The following is a 16,109-nucleotide window of genomic DNA, read 5'->3' on the forward strand; positions in this document are numbered from 1 at the left end:
GCCTGGCGCCGGCGCTTCATCGACGACGAGCAATTGGCACGCATTGCCGAGCCGCTGCGCAAATCGGGCTATGGCGAATATCTGCTCACCCAGTTGCGGCTGGGCCGATGAAGGTCGAGGCTACCGCCCTGCCCGGCGTCATGCTGCTCACGCCCCGCGTGTTCGGCGATGACCGGGGCTTTTTCCTCGAAAGCTGGAATGCATCGGTGTTTGCAGCTGCCGGGATTGGTGCGACGTTCGTGCAGGACAATCACAGCCGGTCGGCACGCGGCGTGCTGCGCGGGCTGCATTATCAACTCGCGAATCCGCAGGGCAAGCTGGTGCGCGTGACACAGGGCGCCGTGTTCGATGTCGCGGTCGATGTCCGCCGTTCCTCGCCGCATTTCGGGCAGTGGGTGGGCGCCGAACTGTCCGATACCAACAAGCAAATGCTGTATGTGCCGCCGGGTTTTGCACATGGTTTTGTCGTGCTGAGCGACACGGCCGATTTCCTCTACAAATGCACCAGCCTGTATGATCCGGCCAGTGAACGGTCGGTGCGATGGGACGATCCCGCCATCGGTATCGACTGGCCGACAACGGTGTCGCCGACGCTGTCCGCCAAGGACGCTGCCGCGCCGTGCCTTGCAGATGCGGAGGTGTTTCCATGAAGGTCCTGATCGCCGGCAGCGCCGGACAACTTGGCCGCGCCTTGCAGGCCTGTGCGCCGTCCGATGCCGTCATAACGGCTCCGGCCGAGGCAGATTTCGACATCACCGACCCGGACATGGTCGATGCCGTGGTCGCTGCCGCGCATCCCGATCTGGTCATCAACGCTGCCGCCTACACCGCCGTTGACCGCGCCGAAAGCGACGAGGCTGCAGCCCGCGCCGTCAACGTCAACGCCGTCGGCCTGATCGCCAGCGCCGCCCGCCATGCCGGGGCGCGGCTGGTGCATGTCTCGACCGATTTCGTTTTCGACGGCAATGCCAGCCGGCCTTACTTGCCCGATGCCCCGGCCAACCCGGTCAGCGCCTATGGCCGCACCAAATGGGCTGGCGAGGAAGCTGCGCGCGACCTGCACGGTGCCCCGCTGATCGTGCGCACTGCCTGGGTCTATGCCGCCACCGGCAACAATTTCGTCGCCACCATGCTGCGGCTGATGCGTGAACGCGACGAGGTGCGTGTCGTTGCCGACCAGATCGGCACCCCCACCCATGCCGCCAGCCTGGCCCGCGCCATCTGGGCGCTACAGGGCCAGACGCGCGTGTTTCACTGGACAGACGCCGGCGTTGCCAGCTGGTATGATTTTGCCGTCGCCATCCAGGAAGAGGCGTTGGCCATCGGTTTGCTGGCCCGCGAAGTGCCGGTCATTCCCATCCGGACCGAAGAGTATCCGACCCCGGCGCGGCGCCCGGCCTATGGCGTGCTCGACAAATCCGCGAGCACGGCTTTGATCGGCCCGGCGCGGCACTGGCGGGCGGAATTGCGCGACTGCCTCAAGGACATCAAGATGCACGCTGGTAACCGCACATGACACGGATGCTTGTGACGGGCGGCGCTGGCTTCATCGGGGCCAATTTCGTGCATTTCTGGGCGGCACATCGCCCAGATGACACCATCGTCGTGCTCGATGCGCTGACTTATGCCGGCAACCGCGCTAATCTGGCCGGCACCGATGTGGAATTCATCCACGGCGATATCCGCGACACCGCGCTGGTGGAAACACTGCTGGCAGGCCGCAACATCGACACTATCGTGCATTTCGCCGCCGAAAGCCATGTTGACCGCTCGCTGCACGGGCCTTCGGCTTTTGTCGACACCAACGTCATAGGCACGCTGTCGATGCTCAATGCCGCCCGCGCTGTCTGGCTGGCCGGCGACGGCAAGCCACACCGTTTCCACCACGTATCGACCGATGAAGTCTATGGCAGCCTCGGCGCCGATGACCCGGCGTTCAGCGAAACCACGGCATACGCCCCCAACAGCCCCTATTCGGCCAGCAAGGCCGCCAGCGACCATCTCGTGCGCGCCTGGCACCACAGCTATGGCCTGGCTGTCACCACGTCCAATTGCTCTAACAACTATGGTCCGTTCCAGTTTCCGGAAAAGCTGATCCCGCTGTTCCTGATCAACGCCCTGCATGGCCGGCCGCTGCCGATTTACGGTGATGGTATGCAGATCCGCGACTGGCTGCATGTCGAGGATCATTGCCGGGGCATCGCCGCCGTGCTGGACCGTGGCCGCATCGGCGAAGTGTACAACATCGGCGGCGGCGCCGAACTGCCCAACATCACTGTCATCGACACCTTGTGCGCTGCCGTGGACGCCGCCTTTGCCGCCGATCCGGCGCTGGTGCTGCGTTTCCCCGGCGCGCCGGCAGCGAAGGGCGTGGCAACCGCCAGCCTCAAGACATATGTCACCGACCGGCCCGGCCATGACCGCCGCTACGCCATCGATGAAACCAAGGCCCGCACCGAACTGGGCTATGCGCCGACACGCACGTTCGAACAGGGCTTTGCCGACACACTGGCCTGGTATCTGGGCAACGAACCCTGGTGGCGTGCCATCATGGACGGCAGCTATCGCACATGGGTGGACACCAACTACGCAGGGCGTTGAAGCTGGCCCGGAATCGGGCAGTTGAAGTCCGAAATCATTGGGGAACCTGGCACAGTACCGCTAGACTTGGGGCGTGATACGCCGCCTTTCCTCCCATGTTGTCCGCCGGGCGACAGCCATTCGCGCCCTGCTGAAAACACAAGCGGCGGGCGGTTATGTACTGATGGCGGCGGCGGCAGCGGCGTTGCTGATCGCCAATTCGCCAGCGTCCGGGGCCTATTTTCACATCCTGCACCGGATGCTCGGCCCGTTGTCGGTGCTGCACTGGATCAATGATGCGCTGATGGCGCTGATTTTCTTGCTCGTCGGCCTTGAGATCAAGCGCGAGATGATCGACGGCGAAATGTCGTCATGGCCGCGCCGCATCCTGCCCGGCGCGGCGGCGCTTGCAGGGATGGCGGTGCCGGCGCTGGTGTTCGTGATCGTCAATCGCGGCGTGCCTGCCAACCTTGCCGGCTGGGCGATCCCGTCGGCCACGGACATTGCCTTTGCGCTGGGCGTGCTGGCGCTGCTTGGCCCCCGAGTGCCGGCGTCGCTCAAGCTGCTGCTGACAGCCATCGCGGTCATCGACGACCTTGGTGCCATTGTCATCATCGCAATTGCCTATACCGACACGCTCGATCCGACGGCGCTCGGCGCGGCGGCGCTGCTGTGCGCGCTGCTCTGGGGGCTGAACCGCGCTCGGGTCATGGCGATCTGGCCTTATCTGATGGCCGGCGCGGCGCTTTGGGCCGCTGTCCACGCCTCGGGCATCCATGCAACGCTGGCCGGGGTGGCGACGGCGCTGGCGGTGCCGCTACGTCGGACCATTGCCCTGCCCGAGGACGCACATTCACCGCTGATCCGGCTGGAACATGCGCTGGCGCCTGTCGTGGCGTTTGCGATCGTGCCGCTGTTCGGCTTTGCCAATGCCGGCGTCGATCTGTCGGGGGTGACCATGGCGGCGGCGACGGCGCCGCTGCCACTGGGCATCGCGCTTGGGCTAGTGCTGGGCAAATCTCTCGGCATTTTCGGCAGCATCACGCTGCTGGTGCGTTCAGGACGGGCCAACGCGCCGGCCGGCGCCAGCACCCGCCAAATCGCCGGCTTGTCCATGCTATGCGGCATCGGCTTCACCATGAGCTTGTTCATAACCGCGCTGGCGTTCGGCGAAGGCAGCGTGCAGGAAAGCTCTGCCAAGATCGGCATCATCGCCGGGTCACTGGTGGCGGCGCTGGTCGGCATGGCCGTGCTGGGGTGTGGCAGGCAGCCATGAAGGCCTTGGCGCGGTTTCCCCATTTTCTGGTTTTTGCCGGCATTCTGGCGCTGCTATGGCCCATGCTGCTGCGCCATCTGAGCACCGATACGGCGTTGTTGCTGGGGTTTGATGTTGCCGTCCTTGGTTTTCTGCTGACTTTGGCACGGCGCATGCACCGGACCCCGGTTGGCATCCTGCGATCACGGGCGGCTGAACCGGGGCATGGCGTGCTCCGTGTTATCGCGATGGTGGTGATCGCCGTGGTATTGGTTGCGGTGGCAAAGGAACTTGGCGAGGGCGGACGGGCCACTGGCGGGCTCATCCTGGCGGCGGGCTCGCTCTCCATGGCGTGGCTGTTCGCCAACAGCCTGTTCGCATTGCATTACATGCATCTTTATTATCAGCCGGGAACAGCCTCTGGTGATCGCGGCGGCCTGGTATTTCCCGGCGATCGCAAACACCCCGATTTCTGGGATTTCTGCTATTTCGCCTTCACGATAGGCATGACATTCCAAGTGTCGGATGTCGTCATCACGGCGACGACTGTGCGCAGGCTTGTGTTGCTGCACAGCCTGTTGGCCTTTGCCTTCAATATCGCGGTGATTGCGCTGACCGTCAGCTTGGTGGCCAGCGCAATCGGCTGATCAGCCCAGATTGGCGCGCAGCATCCATGCCGTCTTTTCGTGCACCTGCATCCGCTGCGTCAGCAGATCGGCTGTCGGCTCGTCGTGCGCCTCGCTCGCAGCCGGGAATACCGCGCGGGCAGTGCGGACGACCGCCAACTGGTCCTCGGCAAGGATACGCACCATGTCTTCGGCGCCGGGCTTGCCGTCCGCTTCGGCAATGGACGACAGCGTGGCAAAGGCCGAATAACTACCGGGCGCAGGCTCGCCCAGTGCGCCGATGCGCTCGGCGATCACGACCACGGCAAGCGCCAGTTCGGTATACTGGCCCTCGAACATCAGGTGCAGCGAATTGAACTGCGGGCCTGTCACGTTCCAGTGGAAATTATGGGTCTTGAGATACAGCGTATAGGTGTCGGCCAGCAGCCGCGACAGACCGTGCGCGATGGCACGGCGCTGCTTGTCATCCATGCCAAGGTCGATGGATCCGGCGGGGGCGGTTTTCTTCTTGGGCATGGCGATTCTCCTTGAAGAACCAAGCGTATCGCAACGGCCGATGGCGTCCAGCGGCTTTTGCCACTGAACGCCATTACCGTTATCGATCAGCTTAGCGGCAGACGATCCGGTCGCGATCGATGCTGTTGCCGATCACCGCGCCCAGCGTGCCGCCGAGCAGGGCGCCGATGGTGCGATTGCGCCCCGGTGCGATAGCGGCGCCAAGCGTGCCGCCGGCAATGCCGCCGACGATCAGCCCGGTGGTGCCATCGCTGCGGCGGCAGTAATAGCGCCCGTCATAACCGCCATAGATCTGGTCGTTGTATCCAAGGTTGCGCGGGCGATAATTGCCCTGGCGATAGAAATGTTCGGCGTGCCAGCCGTCATGGCGCCAGTCGTCGCGGCCCCAGCCACGCCCACGGCCATTGCCCCGGCCATTGCCGTTACCGTTGCCCCAGCCATTGCCGTTGCCGTTGCCGACATAGCCATAGCCCTGGTTCCAGCCCTGGCCCTGGTTCCAACCCTGGCCCTGGCCGTTGCGGTCCCAGTTGTTCCAGCCGCCGTTCCAGCGAGCGCGGTCAAGGTCGCGGGCATCGCGCTGAAACTCGCCCTGCGCCCGGCGCAGTTCGCGGCGTTCCTCGCGGACATCGTCGCGGTCACCCCGGCGCCAAGCACGGTTCAGGTCCTGGCGTTCGTCCTGCACCCGTTCCCAGCTGCGCTGCACTTCGCGGGGCGATGCGGTCTGGCGGTCGCGCCGGTCGTCGCGGTCCCAGTTCTGTGCGGCCACCGGGGCGGCCATCGCCACCAGCGTCATCGCCATCAGTGTCTTTGCCGTGCGTGCCATCTCAAGCCTCCTTCTTGCCTAGCAACACCCTTTTGGCACGGCGGCGATGTGAGGTTCCTGAACGCGTATGTCAGCCGCTGTTCATGTATCCGGCAACGCCCAGAGCGGCACTTTCGAAGGCGCACCGGGGATTTCGGCGACAAAACGCGGCACGAGATACCCTGGCAGATCGGCGCGCAGTTCCGATTCGATTTCCCGCGCCCGGGCCAGCGGCACATCGAAATGGCTGGCACCTTCGACCGGGTCGGGCATGTGCAGATAATAGGGCAGCACGCCGCATTCCAGCAGGCGGCGGCCATGCGCGGCAAGCACCCCGGTATCATCATTGATACCCGCCAGCAGCACCGCCTGATTGAGCAATTGCACCCCGGCGCCGCGCACCGACAGCAGCGCTGCCTGCACCACGGCGTCCAGTTCCCGGGCATGGTTGGTATGGGTGACGATGACCACCGGCTTGCCCAGCCCGGCCAGCATGGCGAGCAGCGCGGGGGTGACGCGCGCCGGAACGACGGTGAGCGTGCGGGTGTGGATGCGGATGATGCGAACCTGGCGCATCGCCGCCAGCGCCGCCAGCACCGCCGACAGGCGCGTATCGGACAGCGTCAGCGGGTCGCCGCCCGACAGGATGACCTCGGTAATGGCAGGGTCGGCGGCGAGGGTGGCCAGCGCGGCGTCCAGCCCCGATTGCGGAATGATGGACGCGCCATAATCATAATGGCGGCGAAAACAGTAACGGCAGTGGATGGCGCAGGCGCCGGACACCAGCAGCAGCGCGCGGCTGCCATATTTGCGCAGTATTCCCTGGCCGGCAGTAAACCCGGCCTCGGCGAGCGGGTCGCGGCTGGTGATGCGCTTGCCCGGCACCTGTTCATCGGCGCGGGCCAGCACCTGCAGCAACAGCGGGTCGCGCGCATCGCCGGGGCGGATCAGCGACAGCGTGTGCGGCGGCACCATCATGGCAAACGCCGGATCGGCAATCACACCATAGGGCAGCATGGCGGCATCAAGGCCCAGCCGGTCCAGCAGAGCCTTGAGCGGCAAGCGTGCGGCACGAATATCATTCTGCCACGACGGCGCAGCATCAACGTCGGGGGCAGCGGATGGCACGGCGATTCCCTGAAAGACAGTCGGCTGGGCAAGGCATTGGACCGGATTTGCCGCCAGCGCCCGCTATTGGCGCGGAAATGGGAAGTAATGGTGGGCGCGACAGGGATTGAACCTGTGACCCCTGCCGTGTGAAAGCAGTGCTCTACCCCTGAGCTACGCGCCCCAACCTTGGGAGGCGGCTGGTTAGGACATGCCGGGGCGGCTGTAAAGCCCCCCGGCGCTGTCCCCGCTGCCGCCGCCCGGCAACCTAGTGGCGGACGGCCGGATCGGCGGACGGCAGCACCGGCGGCACCGGGATTTCCTCCGGCTCCGCCCATTCGATCGGCACCAGCGGGCGCGTCAGCGCAATCGCCAGCACTTCGTCGACATGGGCAACCGGAATGATCTTCAGCCCTTCGGTCACATTGAGCGGAATCTCGGCCAGATCCTTTTCATTTTCGGCCGGGATCATAACCGTGATGATGCCGCCGCGCAGCGCCGCCAGCAGTTTCTCCTTGAGGCCGCCGATGGGCAGCACGCGGCCGCGCAGCGTCACTTCGCCGGTCATCGCCACATCCTTGCGCACCGGCACGCCGGTCAGGGTGGAAATGATCGCGGTGACCATGGCAATGCCCGCCGACGGCCCGTCCTTGGGCGTGGCGCCTTCGGGCACATGGACATGGATATCACGCTTTTCAAAGACGCTGGGCTTGATGCCATAGTGGATGGCGCGCGAACGGGTGAACGACAGCGCGGCGGCAATGGATTCGGTCATCACATCACCCAGCTTGCCTGTGGTCTTGACGACACCCTTGCCGGGGCTAGTGACGGCTTCGATGGTCAGTAGCTCGCCGCCCACTTCGGTCCAGGCGAGACCGGTCACGGCGCCGACTTGGTCCTCGACCTCGCCAACGCCATAGCGGAATTTGCGAACACCCGCGAACTCGCCAAGGTTTTCGTCCGTGATGACAATGCTTTTCGCCTTGCCCTCAAGGATGCGGCGCAGCGCCTTGCGGGCCAGCTTGGCCAGCTCGCGTTCCAGCGTGCGCACCCCGGCTTCGCGCGTGTAATAGCGCACGAGATCGCGGATGGCGCTTTCCTCGATCACCAGTTCCGACGCCTTCAGGCCATGTGCTTCATACTGTTTTTCCAGCAGATGGCGCTTGGCGATCTCGACCTTTTCATCCTCGGTATAACCCGACAGATGGATGATCTCCATGCGGTCCAGCAACGGCTGCGGCATGTTGAGGCTGTTGGCCGTGGTCACGAACATCACGTCCGAAAGATCATAGTCGATCTCCAGATAATGGTCGTTGAACGCCTTGTTCTGTTCGGGGTCGAGCACCTCCAGCAGTGCCGATGCCGGATCACCCCGGAAATCCTGGCCCAGCTTGTCGATTTCATCGAGCAGGAACAGCGGATTGGACGTACCGGCTTTCTTCAGGTTCTGGATGATCTTGCCGGGCATCGAGCCGATATAGGTACGGCGGTGGCCGCGAATTTCGGCTTCGTCGCGCACGCCGCCAAGACTGTGGCGGATGAATTCCCGGCCCGTGGCACGCGCAATCGAGCGGCCAAGCGAGGTCTTGCCGACGCCGGGGGGTCCGACGAGACACAGGATCGGGCCTTTGAGTTTTTGCGTGCGGGCCTGCACGCCCAGATATTCGATGATGCGGTCCTTGACCTTTTCCAGGCCGAAATGGTCATCGTCCAGCACCTTTTGTGCCGCGACAATGTCCTTCTTGACCTTGGATTTCTTGGACCAGGGCAAGCCCAGGATGGTGTCGAGGTAATTGCGCACAACGGTGGCTTCGGCCGACTGCGGCGCCATCGCCTTGAACTTCTTCAGTTCGGCAATGACCTTTTCGCGGGCTTCCTTCGACAGCTTGGTGCCGGCAATCCGCTCCTCGATTTCGGTAACTTCGTCCTTGCCGTCCTCGCCTTCGCCCAGCTCGCGCTGGATCGCCTTCATCTGCTCGTTGAGGTAATATTCGCGCTGGGTCTTTTCCATCTGGCGCTTGACGCGGCTGCGGATCTTTTTCTCGACCTGCAGGACGCCCATTTCGCCTTCCATATGGCCGAACACCAGTTCGAGCCGGCGCAGCAGATCAGTTTCGGCAAGCAGCGCCTGCTTGTCGACGATCTTCAGGCCGAGATTGGCTGCGACAGTGTCGGCGAAACGCCCCGCTTCATCGATCTGGGCGATCTGGGCGGCGATTTCGGGCGCCGTCTTGCGGTTCATCTTGACATAGGATTCAAACTGTTTCGATGCCGAGCGCAGCAGCGCCTCGATCCGCGTTTCGTCGCCAATGATGTCCGGGCGATCGGCGACATCGGCCACCAGATGCCCGCCGTTGTCGTGCAGCTTGAGCAGCGTGGCGCGGCCCTGCCCTTCGACCAGCACCTTGACGGTGCCATCGGGCAGTTTCAGCAATTGCAGCACGGTGGCGATGGTGCCGACATCATACAGATCATCGGCGCCAGGATCTTCGTCGGCAGGGTTTTTCTGGGACAGCAGGAACACGGTCTTGCCGTCCAGCATCGCGGCTTCCAGCGCCGAAACGGATTTTTCGCGGCCGACAAACAGCGGCACGATCATCTGCGGAAACACGACAATGTCGCGAAGTGGCAGGACAGGCAACGTCTGCACCGGCGGCGGCGTCTGGGTGGTGGTGTCTTCGGTCATTTTCAAAACTCCCGCGCGGGCCGGCAACAAAGGCCCAGCGTTCTACACTGGCCTATCTGGGGTGCGCCTGCGCCCGCTTCAAGGCAATATGACCGCAGGCCGGCGGTGCGACTAGGGCAGAAACGTCCGATGCGGCAATTCATCTGGGGATGAAATGCGCAATTTGCGCGATTCAGCCGCGAACAGCGCGGAGGGCAATCAGCGCATCGATCGCGGCATCGTCATAGCCGGCGCGCGTCAACACATCGCGGCTGTGCTGGCCCAGATGCGGCGCCGGGCCGGGCACGGGCAAGTCACCGGAAAAACGTGCCGGCACCCGGGCGCCGCGCACCCGGCCCGTGGCGGCGTCATGCGGCACTTCGATGCAGATGGCGTTATGGACGACCTGCGGGTCATTCGGCACATCCGACAGGGCCGTGACTGCGCCGCCGACGGCGCCTTCGCGCACGAACGCCGCCATCAATTCGGCGCGGGTACGGGCGGCGATTTCGGCCGACACCTGCGGCGCCCATTCCTTCTGGTGCTTGATGCGCCCGCCGGTGCCGGCAAAGCGCGGGTCGGCGGCCAAGTCGGGGCGGTCCAATGCGCGGCACAAGGCGGCAAATTCGACATCCTGCAGGGCGCCAATCGCCACCTGGCCATCCCTGGCCTTCCACAGGCGCATCTGGGCGCCATATTCGGGCCAGCGCGCCGGCGCGTCATCCAGAAAACTGTCGTTGTACATGCTGTCGGGCCAGTTGAAGGCGATGGCCGCATCAAGCATCGCCACTTCGATCTTCTCGCCTCGCCCGGTGCGCGTTCGCCGGAACAAGGCCGATGTGATCGCCTGCGCCGCTGTCAGCGCCGTCACCTTGTCGGCAATCAGGCTGCGCACCAGCCCCGGCGTGCCTTCGCGGTCGATCTGGGTGGCCGCGATGCCCGACACGGCCTGGATGACCGGATCATAGACGCGGATGTTGCTGTAGGGGCCGTCCTGGCCAAAGCCGGTGATGGCGCAATAAATCAGGTTCGGATTCAGCGCCGCCAGATGGTCGGGCGAAAAGCCCAGCTTGGCCAGCACGCCGGGGCGGAAGTTTTCGATCAGCACATCGGCCGATGCGACCAGCCGTGTCAGCACCTCGCGCCCGGCATCGGATTTCAGGTCGAGGCACAGGCCTTGCTTGCCGCGATTGACGGCGATGAACATGGACGACAGGTCGCCCTTTTTCGGGCCAAGGCTGCGCACCGGATCGCCGCCGGGGCTTTCGACCTTGATGACCCGCGCACCCTGGTCGGCCAATATCGTCGCCGCCATCGGCCCCGACACGATCTGTGACAGGTCCAGAATCGTGATTCCGTCCAGTGGTCCGGCCATATGCACCCCCTCAGATCGTGATGTCCCGGTCCTTGGTTTCGGGCAGGAACAGCACGGTGATGACCAGCCCCATGGTGACGATGGCCACCGTGTACCAAAGGCCGGCAAATACATCGCCGCTTTTGACGACGATGTACTGCGAGATCACCGGAAGGAAGCCGCCGAAATAGCCAGTGCCGATATGATACGGGATCGACATCGAGGTATAGCGCACCTTGGCCGGGAACAGTTCGACCAGGATCGCGGCCACCGGCGCATAGGTCATGCCCGACAGGATGCCGATGCCGACAACCGCGATGATGACCTGCCATGGCACGGTGCGCGCCGGGTCGGCCTTTTCGGGCCAGCCGGCCTTGGCCAGCACGGCGGCAAGCGCATCCTTGTCAAAACCTTGCAGCGTCACGTCACCGACAGTGATCGCCAATGTATCGGCGTCGCGCTTGGCATAGCTGATGCCGCGTTTCGACAGATATTCCAGCGCCTTGCCGCATTCGGCTTCCTGCTTGGTGAACACATTGTAGTTGCAGGCCGGCAACGACACGGTGACGGGCGCGCTGGCGACGGCCTCGGCCAGCGCCGGGTTGGCGCCGCGCCCCATCAGGTGGAACAGCGGAAACACCAGCAGCAGCGTCAGCACATAGCCGATGACCAGCACCTTCTTGCGGCCGATGCGGTCCGACAATCCGCCAAAATAGACATAGGCCGGCGCCGACGCGAGCACGCCGATGCCCAGATACAGCAGCGCATCACGTTCGGCGAGGCGGGCGGTGTTCTGCAGAAAATACAGCGTTCCGAACTGGCTGGTGTAGAAAATGACCGTGAAGCCCGCCGATACGCCGAACAGCGCCACCAGCACCCGGCCGATGTTGCCCGGCGCCTTCAGGCTGTCGCGGAACGGGTTGGTCGATGTGGTGCCGGCAGCCTTCATGGCCTGGAAAACCGGGCTTTCCGCCAGCTTCATGCGCACCCAGAGCGAAATGCCGAGCAGCAACAGTGACATCAGGAACGGTATGCGCCAGCCCCAGGCAGCAAATTCCGCCTCTGGTATCAGCGCCTTGGTGCCGAGCACCACCGCCAGCGTCAGCATGAAGCCGCCGGCAGCCGCCGCCTGGATCCAGCTGGTATAGGCGCCGCGCCGGCCCCGGGGGGCATGTTCGGCCACATAGATGGCCGCGCCGCCATATTCGCCGCCGAGCGCCAGGCCTTGCAGGGTGCGCAGCAGCAGCAGCAGCAGCGGCGCGGTGATACCGGCCTGTTCATAGGTCGGCAGCAGCCCGATGCAGGCCGTGGCACCGCCCATCAGCGCGATAGTGACGAGGAAGGTGTATTTGCGCCCCACCCGGTCGCCGAACCAGCCGAACAGCAGCGCGCCCAGCGGCCGGAAGAAAAAGCCGATGGCAAAGGCGAACAGGCTGAACAACAGTTCCGTCGTCGGGTTGCCGGTGGCAAAAAACAGCTTGCCGAGCAACGCGGCAAGGATGCCGTAGAGGAAAAAATCATACCATTCGAACACGGTACCAAGCGAGGAGGCAATGATGACCAGCCGGTCGCGCTTGGGATCAGCTGCGTCCTCTTTGATGTAAGTTGCCAAACAGTCCTCCCCTTTTGCCAGCGTGTGTAGCGCAGCGGTCGGGGAGTGCAACCGGCGTGAAGTTCAGGTCGCGATCTGGGCCGGCAACCATGATGCCAGCCAGCGCCGGGCGATGATGTTGGCATCGTCAGCGGTGAAAGCGCTGGTTTCCATCGACAATTCCAGCCACAGGCCATCGACGAGCGCGGTGATGGCGACTGCGGCCTGCGGCGCGTCGGCAGGTGACACGCCTGCTGCCATGAGCAGTTTCTGAAGAGCGTCACGGTAGCCGGCATAGACTTCGGTGTGCAGCGAAGCGATGGCCGGGTCGGAACGCACCAGGCTCCAGAAGGCGGCCCAGGTGGCCAGCAATTCGGGCGCTGCGATCGGCGGGCGGAAACTGGCGGTGACATAGGCGATGAGGCGCGCCTGCGGATCGGTACCGGCAGCCTCCATGGCGTCGGCCAATGCGCGGGTGACGCCCTGCGCGACATGCACATAGGTGGCGGCAATCAATGCACCCAAACCGCTGAAATAATGCCGCAAAAGTCCGGGCGAGACACCGGCGCGGTCGCAGATGGCGCGCACCGTTGCGCCTCGGGCGCCAGCGGTGGCCAGCACATGGGCGCAGGCGGCAATCAGGTCGGCGGCGCGGCGGTCGGGGTCGCGGGCTGGCAGCAGGGCGCGCAGCACCAGCAACCTTGTGTCATCGGCCGTGGCAGAGGGGTTGGTCATGGCCGCAGTGTAACGCGATTGCGCCAAGGATGCGACGCTATTATACACTTGTACAATAGCGAAGGGGAATCTGGTGGCTGTAGGGCCCGAAATCGACACTGATCCACAGGCCGGCTGGTCACTGCCGGCGTGGATTTACCGTGATGCCGAATGGCATGACGCCGAGATGGCGCGGATCATCCGGCCATCATGGCAGATCGTGTGCCATGTGCATGGTATCCCAAATGCGGGCGATTTTCAAGTCCTTGAATATGTAGGAGAATCTATTGTCGTTTTGCGCGGCGACGATGGCGTGGTGCGGGCCTTTGCCAATGTCTGCCGGCACCGTGGATCGCGGCTTGTCGATGGTGTTTCAGGCTGCATCAGGAAGCTGGTCTGCCCCTATCATGCCTGGGTTTACGGCCTGGATGGCCGGCTGACGGGTGTGCCGTTGAAGTCCACATATCCGGAATTTTCAACTGAGAACCACGGCCTTTTCGGCGTGGAGATGGAGATCTGGCGCGGCTTCGTGTTTGTCCGGCTTGAAGGCGGCCTGCCTTCCGTTGCCGAAATGATGGCGCCCTGGGACGCCGAAATCGCCCCCTATCGCTTCGAGGACATGCAGCCTTTGCGGGCGGTGTCGGTGCGGCCGCGCAACGTGAACTGGAAGAATTTGTGCGACAATTATTCCGATAATCTGCACATTTTGCCGGCGCATCCGGGCCTCAAACGCATGTTCGGACCCAATTATGTGACGATTGCCGGGCCTTGGTCGGACTTTCTGGGCGGGCCGTTGCAGGATGTGGCGCGCACTGGCAGCTGGTCGGAGCGGCTGTATGCCAAATTCCTGCCCCGCGTCGATCACCTGCCTGAAAACCGCCAGCGCCATTGGTGGTACGTCAAGCTTTGGCCCAACATCGCGTTCGACATTTATGCCGACCAGATCGATTTCATGCAGTTCATTCCCACTGGCCCCACCACGACGGCACTGCGCGTCATCAGCTATGCACTGCCCGATGATCGCCGCGAGATGCGCGCCGCGCGCTACCTTTCCGACCGCATCAACCGCGAGGTGAATGCCGAGGATACCGTGCTGGTCGGGCGCGTGCAGGCCGGCATGTCGTCCAGCCATTTTACTGTCGGGCCGCTCAGCGAAACCGAAGTATGCCTGCGCAGTTTTGCCGCCAAGGTGCGGGCGATCCTGCCCGAATCCCGCCTGCCCCATCCTCCCGCGCCCGGCTGGAGCCGGCGCCACACACATCGGAACCCGAATGTCTCATGATGTCCTGATCGTCGGCGGCGGCCACAATGGGCTGGTCTGCGCCTTTTACCTTGCCAAGGCCGGCCTCAAGGTGCGGGTGCTGGAGGCCCGCGACATCATCGGCGGGGCGTGCGTGACCGAAGAATTCGCGCCGGGTTTTCGTAATTCCACCGCGAGCTACACCGTCAGCCTGTTGCGGCCCAAGGTCATCGCCGACATGCGGCTGCATGAACACGGTTTTCGCATTATCGAGCGGACGATCTCCAACTTCTTCCCGCTGGAGAATGATTATCTGAAACTGGGCGGCGGCACGGCGCGCACCCAGGCGGAATTTGCGCGGTTTTCCAAGAAGGACGCCGAAACCTTCCCGCGCTACGAAGCCGCGCTGGAGGGTGTGGCCGAAGTGTTGCGCGACATATCGCTGAAAACCCCGCCCAATGCCGGCGGCGGTGTCCATGCCCTGTTGTCGGCGGCGTTGCAGGGCCGCAAGCTGGCAGGGCTGGACCTTGAGGCGCAGCGCGATTGCCTTGATCTGTTCGTCAAATCGGCGCGCGATTTCCTTGATGGCTGGTATGAAAGCGATGCGGTCAAGGCGGCGTTCGGTTTCGATGCCGTCGTCGGCAACTATGCCAGCCCCGACACGCCGGGCAGCGCCTATGTGCTGCTCCACCATGTCTTTGGCGAGGTGAACGGCAAAAAGGGCATGTGGGGGCACAGCGTCGGCGGCATGGGCGCCATCACCATCGCCATGGCAAAGGCCTGCACATTGGCCGGGGTGGACATCAGCCTCGAAAGCCCGGTCGAGAAGATATTGGTGTCGGGCGGCAAGACAGTCGGCGTGCGCTTGCGTAGCGGCGAGGAGCTGACCGCACCCATCGTGGCGGCCAACGTCGGCCCGGCCATGCTGTACCGGCAGATGGTGGACGCCAGCGACCTGCCGGCCGAATTCAACCGCCGCATGAGCACATTCCGCACCGGTTCCGGCACGTTCCGCATGAATGTGGCTCTGTCGGAATTGCCGGATTTTTCGGTGCTGCCGGGCAAGGAAAAGGCCGAGCATCACACCGCCGGCATCATCATCGCGCCCAGTCTGGATTACATGGACCAGGCCTATACCGATGCGCGCGCCGGCGGCTGGTCAAAGAACCCGATTATCGAGATGAAGCTGCCGACCAGCGTCGATGACAGTCTGGCGCCGGCGGGGATGCATGTGTGCAGCCTGTTCTGCCAGCAGTTCGCGCCCGAATTGCCGGATGGTCGCAGTTGGGACGATGTGCGCGAGCAGGTCGCCGACCACATCATCGACCGCGTCACCGACCATGCCCCCAATTTCAAGGGCGCCGTCATTGCCCGGCAAATCCATTCGCCATTGGACCTTGAACGCAAATTCGGCCTCATCGGCGGGGATATCTTTCATGGCCGCATGAGCCTTGACCAGCTGTGGTCGGCGCGGCCCATTCTTGGCCATGGCGACTACCGGTCCCCGATTGCCGGCTTGTACATGTGCGGCAGCGGCACGCATCCCGGCGGCGGCGTGACCGGCGCGCCAGGCCACAATGCGGCGCGCGAGATATTGGCGGACCGGCAGTTCCTCGGCCGCTGGCGAAAGGTCGGATAGCGCTGGCGAAAAATCGGATA

At 63.9% G+C, this 16,109-nt stretch carries 14 protein-coding genes, 1 tRNA gene and 1 pseudogene; 8 read left to right on the top strand and 8 right to left on the bottom strand.

The window, feature by feature from the left end; translation table 11 throughout:
• From RMQ73_RS02460 to RMQ73_RS02485, 6 genes and pseudogenes are all read left to right on the top strand, one after another.
• Window positions 1-111: pseudogene (locus RMQ73_RS02460) on the top strand (glucose-1-phosphate thymidylyltransferase); the annotation flags it as partial.
• Window positions 108-650: a dTDP-4-dehydrorhamnose 3,5-epimerase gene (rfbC, locus tag RMQ73_RS02465; RefSeq protein WP_310496399.1), complete on the top strand. Its 543-nt coding sequence runs from the start codon at window positions 108-110 to the stop codon at window positions 648-650. The pseudogene RMQ73_RS02460 and the gene rfbC, both read left to right, overlap by 4 nt.
• Window positions 647-1,516, top strand: coding sequence for a dTDP-4-dehydrorhamnose reductase (gene rfbD, locus RMQ73_RS02470; RefSeq protein ID WP_310496400.1), 870 nt, complete (start codon window positions 647-649; stop codon window positions 1,514-1,516). Before rfbC ends, rfbD begins: the two co-directional genes overlap by 4 nt.
• Window positions 1,513-2,601: a dTDP-glucose 4,6-dehydratase gene (gene rfbB / locus RMQ73_RS02475; protein WP_310496401.1), complete on the top strand. Its 1,089-nt coding sequence runs from the start codon at window positions 1,513-1,515 to the stop codon at window positions 2,599-2,601. The genes rfbD and rfbB overlap by 4 nt, the downstream gene beginning before the upstream one ends.
• A gap of 73 nt (window positions 2,602-2,674) precedes the next feature.
• On the top strand, window positions 2,675-3,856 hold the full coding sequence (gene nhaA / locus RMQ73_RS02480; protein ID WP_310496402.1) for a Na+/H+ antiporter NhaA: 1,182 nt from the start codon (window positions 2,675-2,677) through the stop codon (window positions 3,854-3,856).
• Window positions 3,853-4,482 (top strand): DUF1345 domain-containing protein, encoded by a 630-nt coding sequence (locus RMQ73_RS02485; RefSeq protein WP_310496403.1) that lies wholly within the window; start codon window positions 3,853-3,855, stop codon window positions 4,480-4,482. The genes nhaA and RMQ73_RS02485 overlap by 4 nt, the downstream gene beginning before the upstream one ends.
• Here the strand turns inward: RMQ73_RS02485 and RMQ73_RS02490 are convergent, their stop codons facing one another.
• The 8 genes from RMQ73_RS02490 to RMQ73_RS02525 form a co-directional block, all read right to left on the bottom strand.
• Window positions 4,483-4,977, bottom strand: a complete 495-nt coding sequence (locus RMQ73_RS02490) for a Dps family protein (protein ID WP_310496404.1) — start codon at window positions 4,975-4,977, stop codon at window positions 4,483-4,485.
• A 91-nt stretch (window positions 4,978-5,068) separates the two neighbouring features.
• Window positions 5,069-5,800: a glycine zipper 2TM domain-containing protein gene (locus tag RMQ73_RS02495; protein ID WP_310496405.1), complete on the bottom strand. Its 732-nt coding sequence runs from the start codon at window positions 5,798-5,800 to the stop codon at window positions 5,069-5,071.
• Between the two features lie 81 nt (window positions 5,801-5,881).
• Complete coding sequence (locus RMQ73_RS02500) at window positions 5,882-6,907, bottom strand: KamA family radical SAM protein (RefSeq protein WP_310496406.1); 1,026 nt, start codon at window positions 6,905-6,907, stop codon at window positions 5,882-5,884.
• Window positions 6,908-6,995: 88 nt separating this feature from the next.
• Window positions 6,996-7,070, bottom strand: a tRNA-Val gene (locus RMQ73_RS02505).
• A gap of 84 nt (window positions 7,071-7,154) precedes the next feature.
• On the bottom strand, window positions 7,155-9,572 hold the full coding sequence (gene lon / locus RMQ73_RS02510; protein ID WP_310496407.1) for an endopeptidase La: 2,418 nt from the start codon (window positions 9,570-9,572) through the stop codon (window positions 7,155-7,157).
• Between the two features lie 172 nt (window positions 9,573-9,744).
• Complete coding sequence (locus RMQ73_RS02515; protein ID WP_310496408.1) at window positions 9,745-10,926, bottom strand: CoA transferase; 1,182 nt, start codon at window positions 10,924-10,926, stop codon at window positions 9,745-9,747.
• A 10-nt stretch (window positions 10,927-10,936) separates the two neighbouring features.
• The gene (locus RMQ73_RS02520; RefSeq protein WP_310496409.1) at window positions 10,937-12,517 is read right to left on the bottom strand and encodes an MFS transporter; all 1,581 of its coding nucleotides are present in this window, start codon (window positions 12,515-12,517) and stop codon (window positions 10,937-10,939) included.
• A gap of 63 nt (window positions 12,518-12,580) precedes the next feature.
• Window positions 12,581-13,258, bottom strand: a complete 678-nt coding sequence (locus RMQ73_RS02525) for a TetR family transcriptional regulator C-terminal domain-containing protein (protein ID WP_310496410.1) — start codon at window positions 13,256-13,258, stop codon at window positions 12,581-12,583.
• A gap of 46 nt (window positions 13,259-13,304) precedes the next feature.
• On the opposite strand from RMQ73_RS02525, the gene RMQ73_RS02530 reads away from it, so the two are divergent.
• Window positions 13,305-14,492, top strand: a complete 1,188-nt coding sequence (locus RMQ73_RS02530; protein WP_310496411.1) for an aromatic ring-hydroxylating dioxygenase subunit alpha — start codon at window positions 13,305-13,307, stop codon at window positions 14,490-14,492.
• On the top strand, window positions 14,482-16,089 hold the full coding sequence (locus RMQ73_RS02535; protein WP_310496412.1) for an NAD(P)/FAD-dependent oxidoreductase: 1,608 nt from the start codon (window positions 14,482-14,484) through the stop codon (window positions 16,087-16,089). The genes RMQ73_RS02530 and RMQ73_RS02535 overlap by 11 nt, the downstream gene beginning before the upstream one ends.
• Window positions 16,090-16,109 lie beyond the last annotated feature (20 nt).

This window comes from Sandarakinorhabdus sp., from assembly GCF_031430775.1.
Lineage (GTDB): Bacteria > Pseudomonadota > Alphaproteobacteria > Sphingomonadales > Sphingomonadaceae > Sandarakinorhabdus.

Coding starts and splice junctions, on each gene's coding strand:
- rfbC (WP_310496399.1), top strand. CDS start 108: ATGAAGGTCGAGGCTACCGCCCTGCCCGGCGTCATGCTGCTCACGCCC.
- rfbD (WP_310496400.1), top strand. CDS start 647: ATGAAGGTCCTGATCGCCGGCAGCGCCGGACAACTTGGCCGCGCCTTG.
- rfbB (WP_310496401.1), top strand. CDS start 1,513: ATGACACGGATGCTTGTGACGGGCGGCGCTGGCTTCATCGGGGCCAAT.
- RMQ73_RS02485 (WP_310496403.1), top strand. CDS start 3,853: ATGAAGGCCTTGGCGCGGTTTCCCCATTTTCTGGTTTTTGCCGGCATT.
- RMQ73_RS02490 (WP_310496404.1), bottom strand. CDS start 4,977: ATGCCCAAGAAGAAAACCGCCCCCGCCGGATCCATCGACCTTGGCATG.
- RMQ73_RS02495 (WP_310496405.1), bottom strand. CDS start 5,800: ATGGCACGCACGGCAAAGACACTGATGGCGATGACGCTGGTGGCGATG.
- lon (WP_310496407.1), bottom strand. CDS start 9,572: ATGACCGAAGACACCACCACCCAGACGCCGCCGCCGGTGCAGACGTTG.
- RMQ73_RS02515 (WP_310496408.1), bottom strand. CDS start 10,926: ATGGCCGGACCACTGGACGGAATCACGATTCTGGACCTGTCACAGATC.
- RMQ73_RS02535 (WP_310496412.1), top strand. CDS start 14,482: ATGTCTCATGATGTCCTGATCGTCGGCGGCGGCCACAATGGGCTGGTC.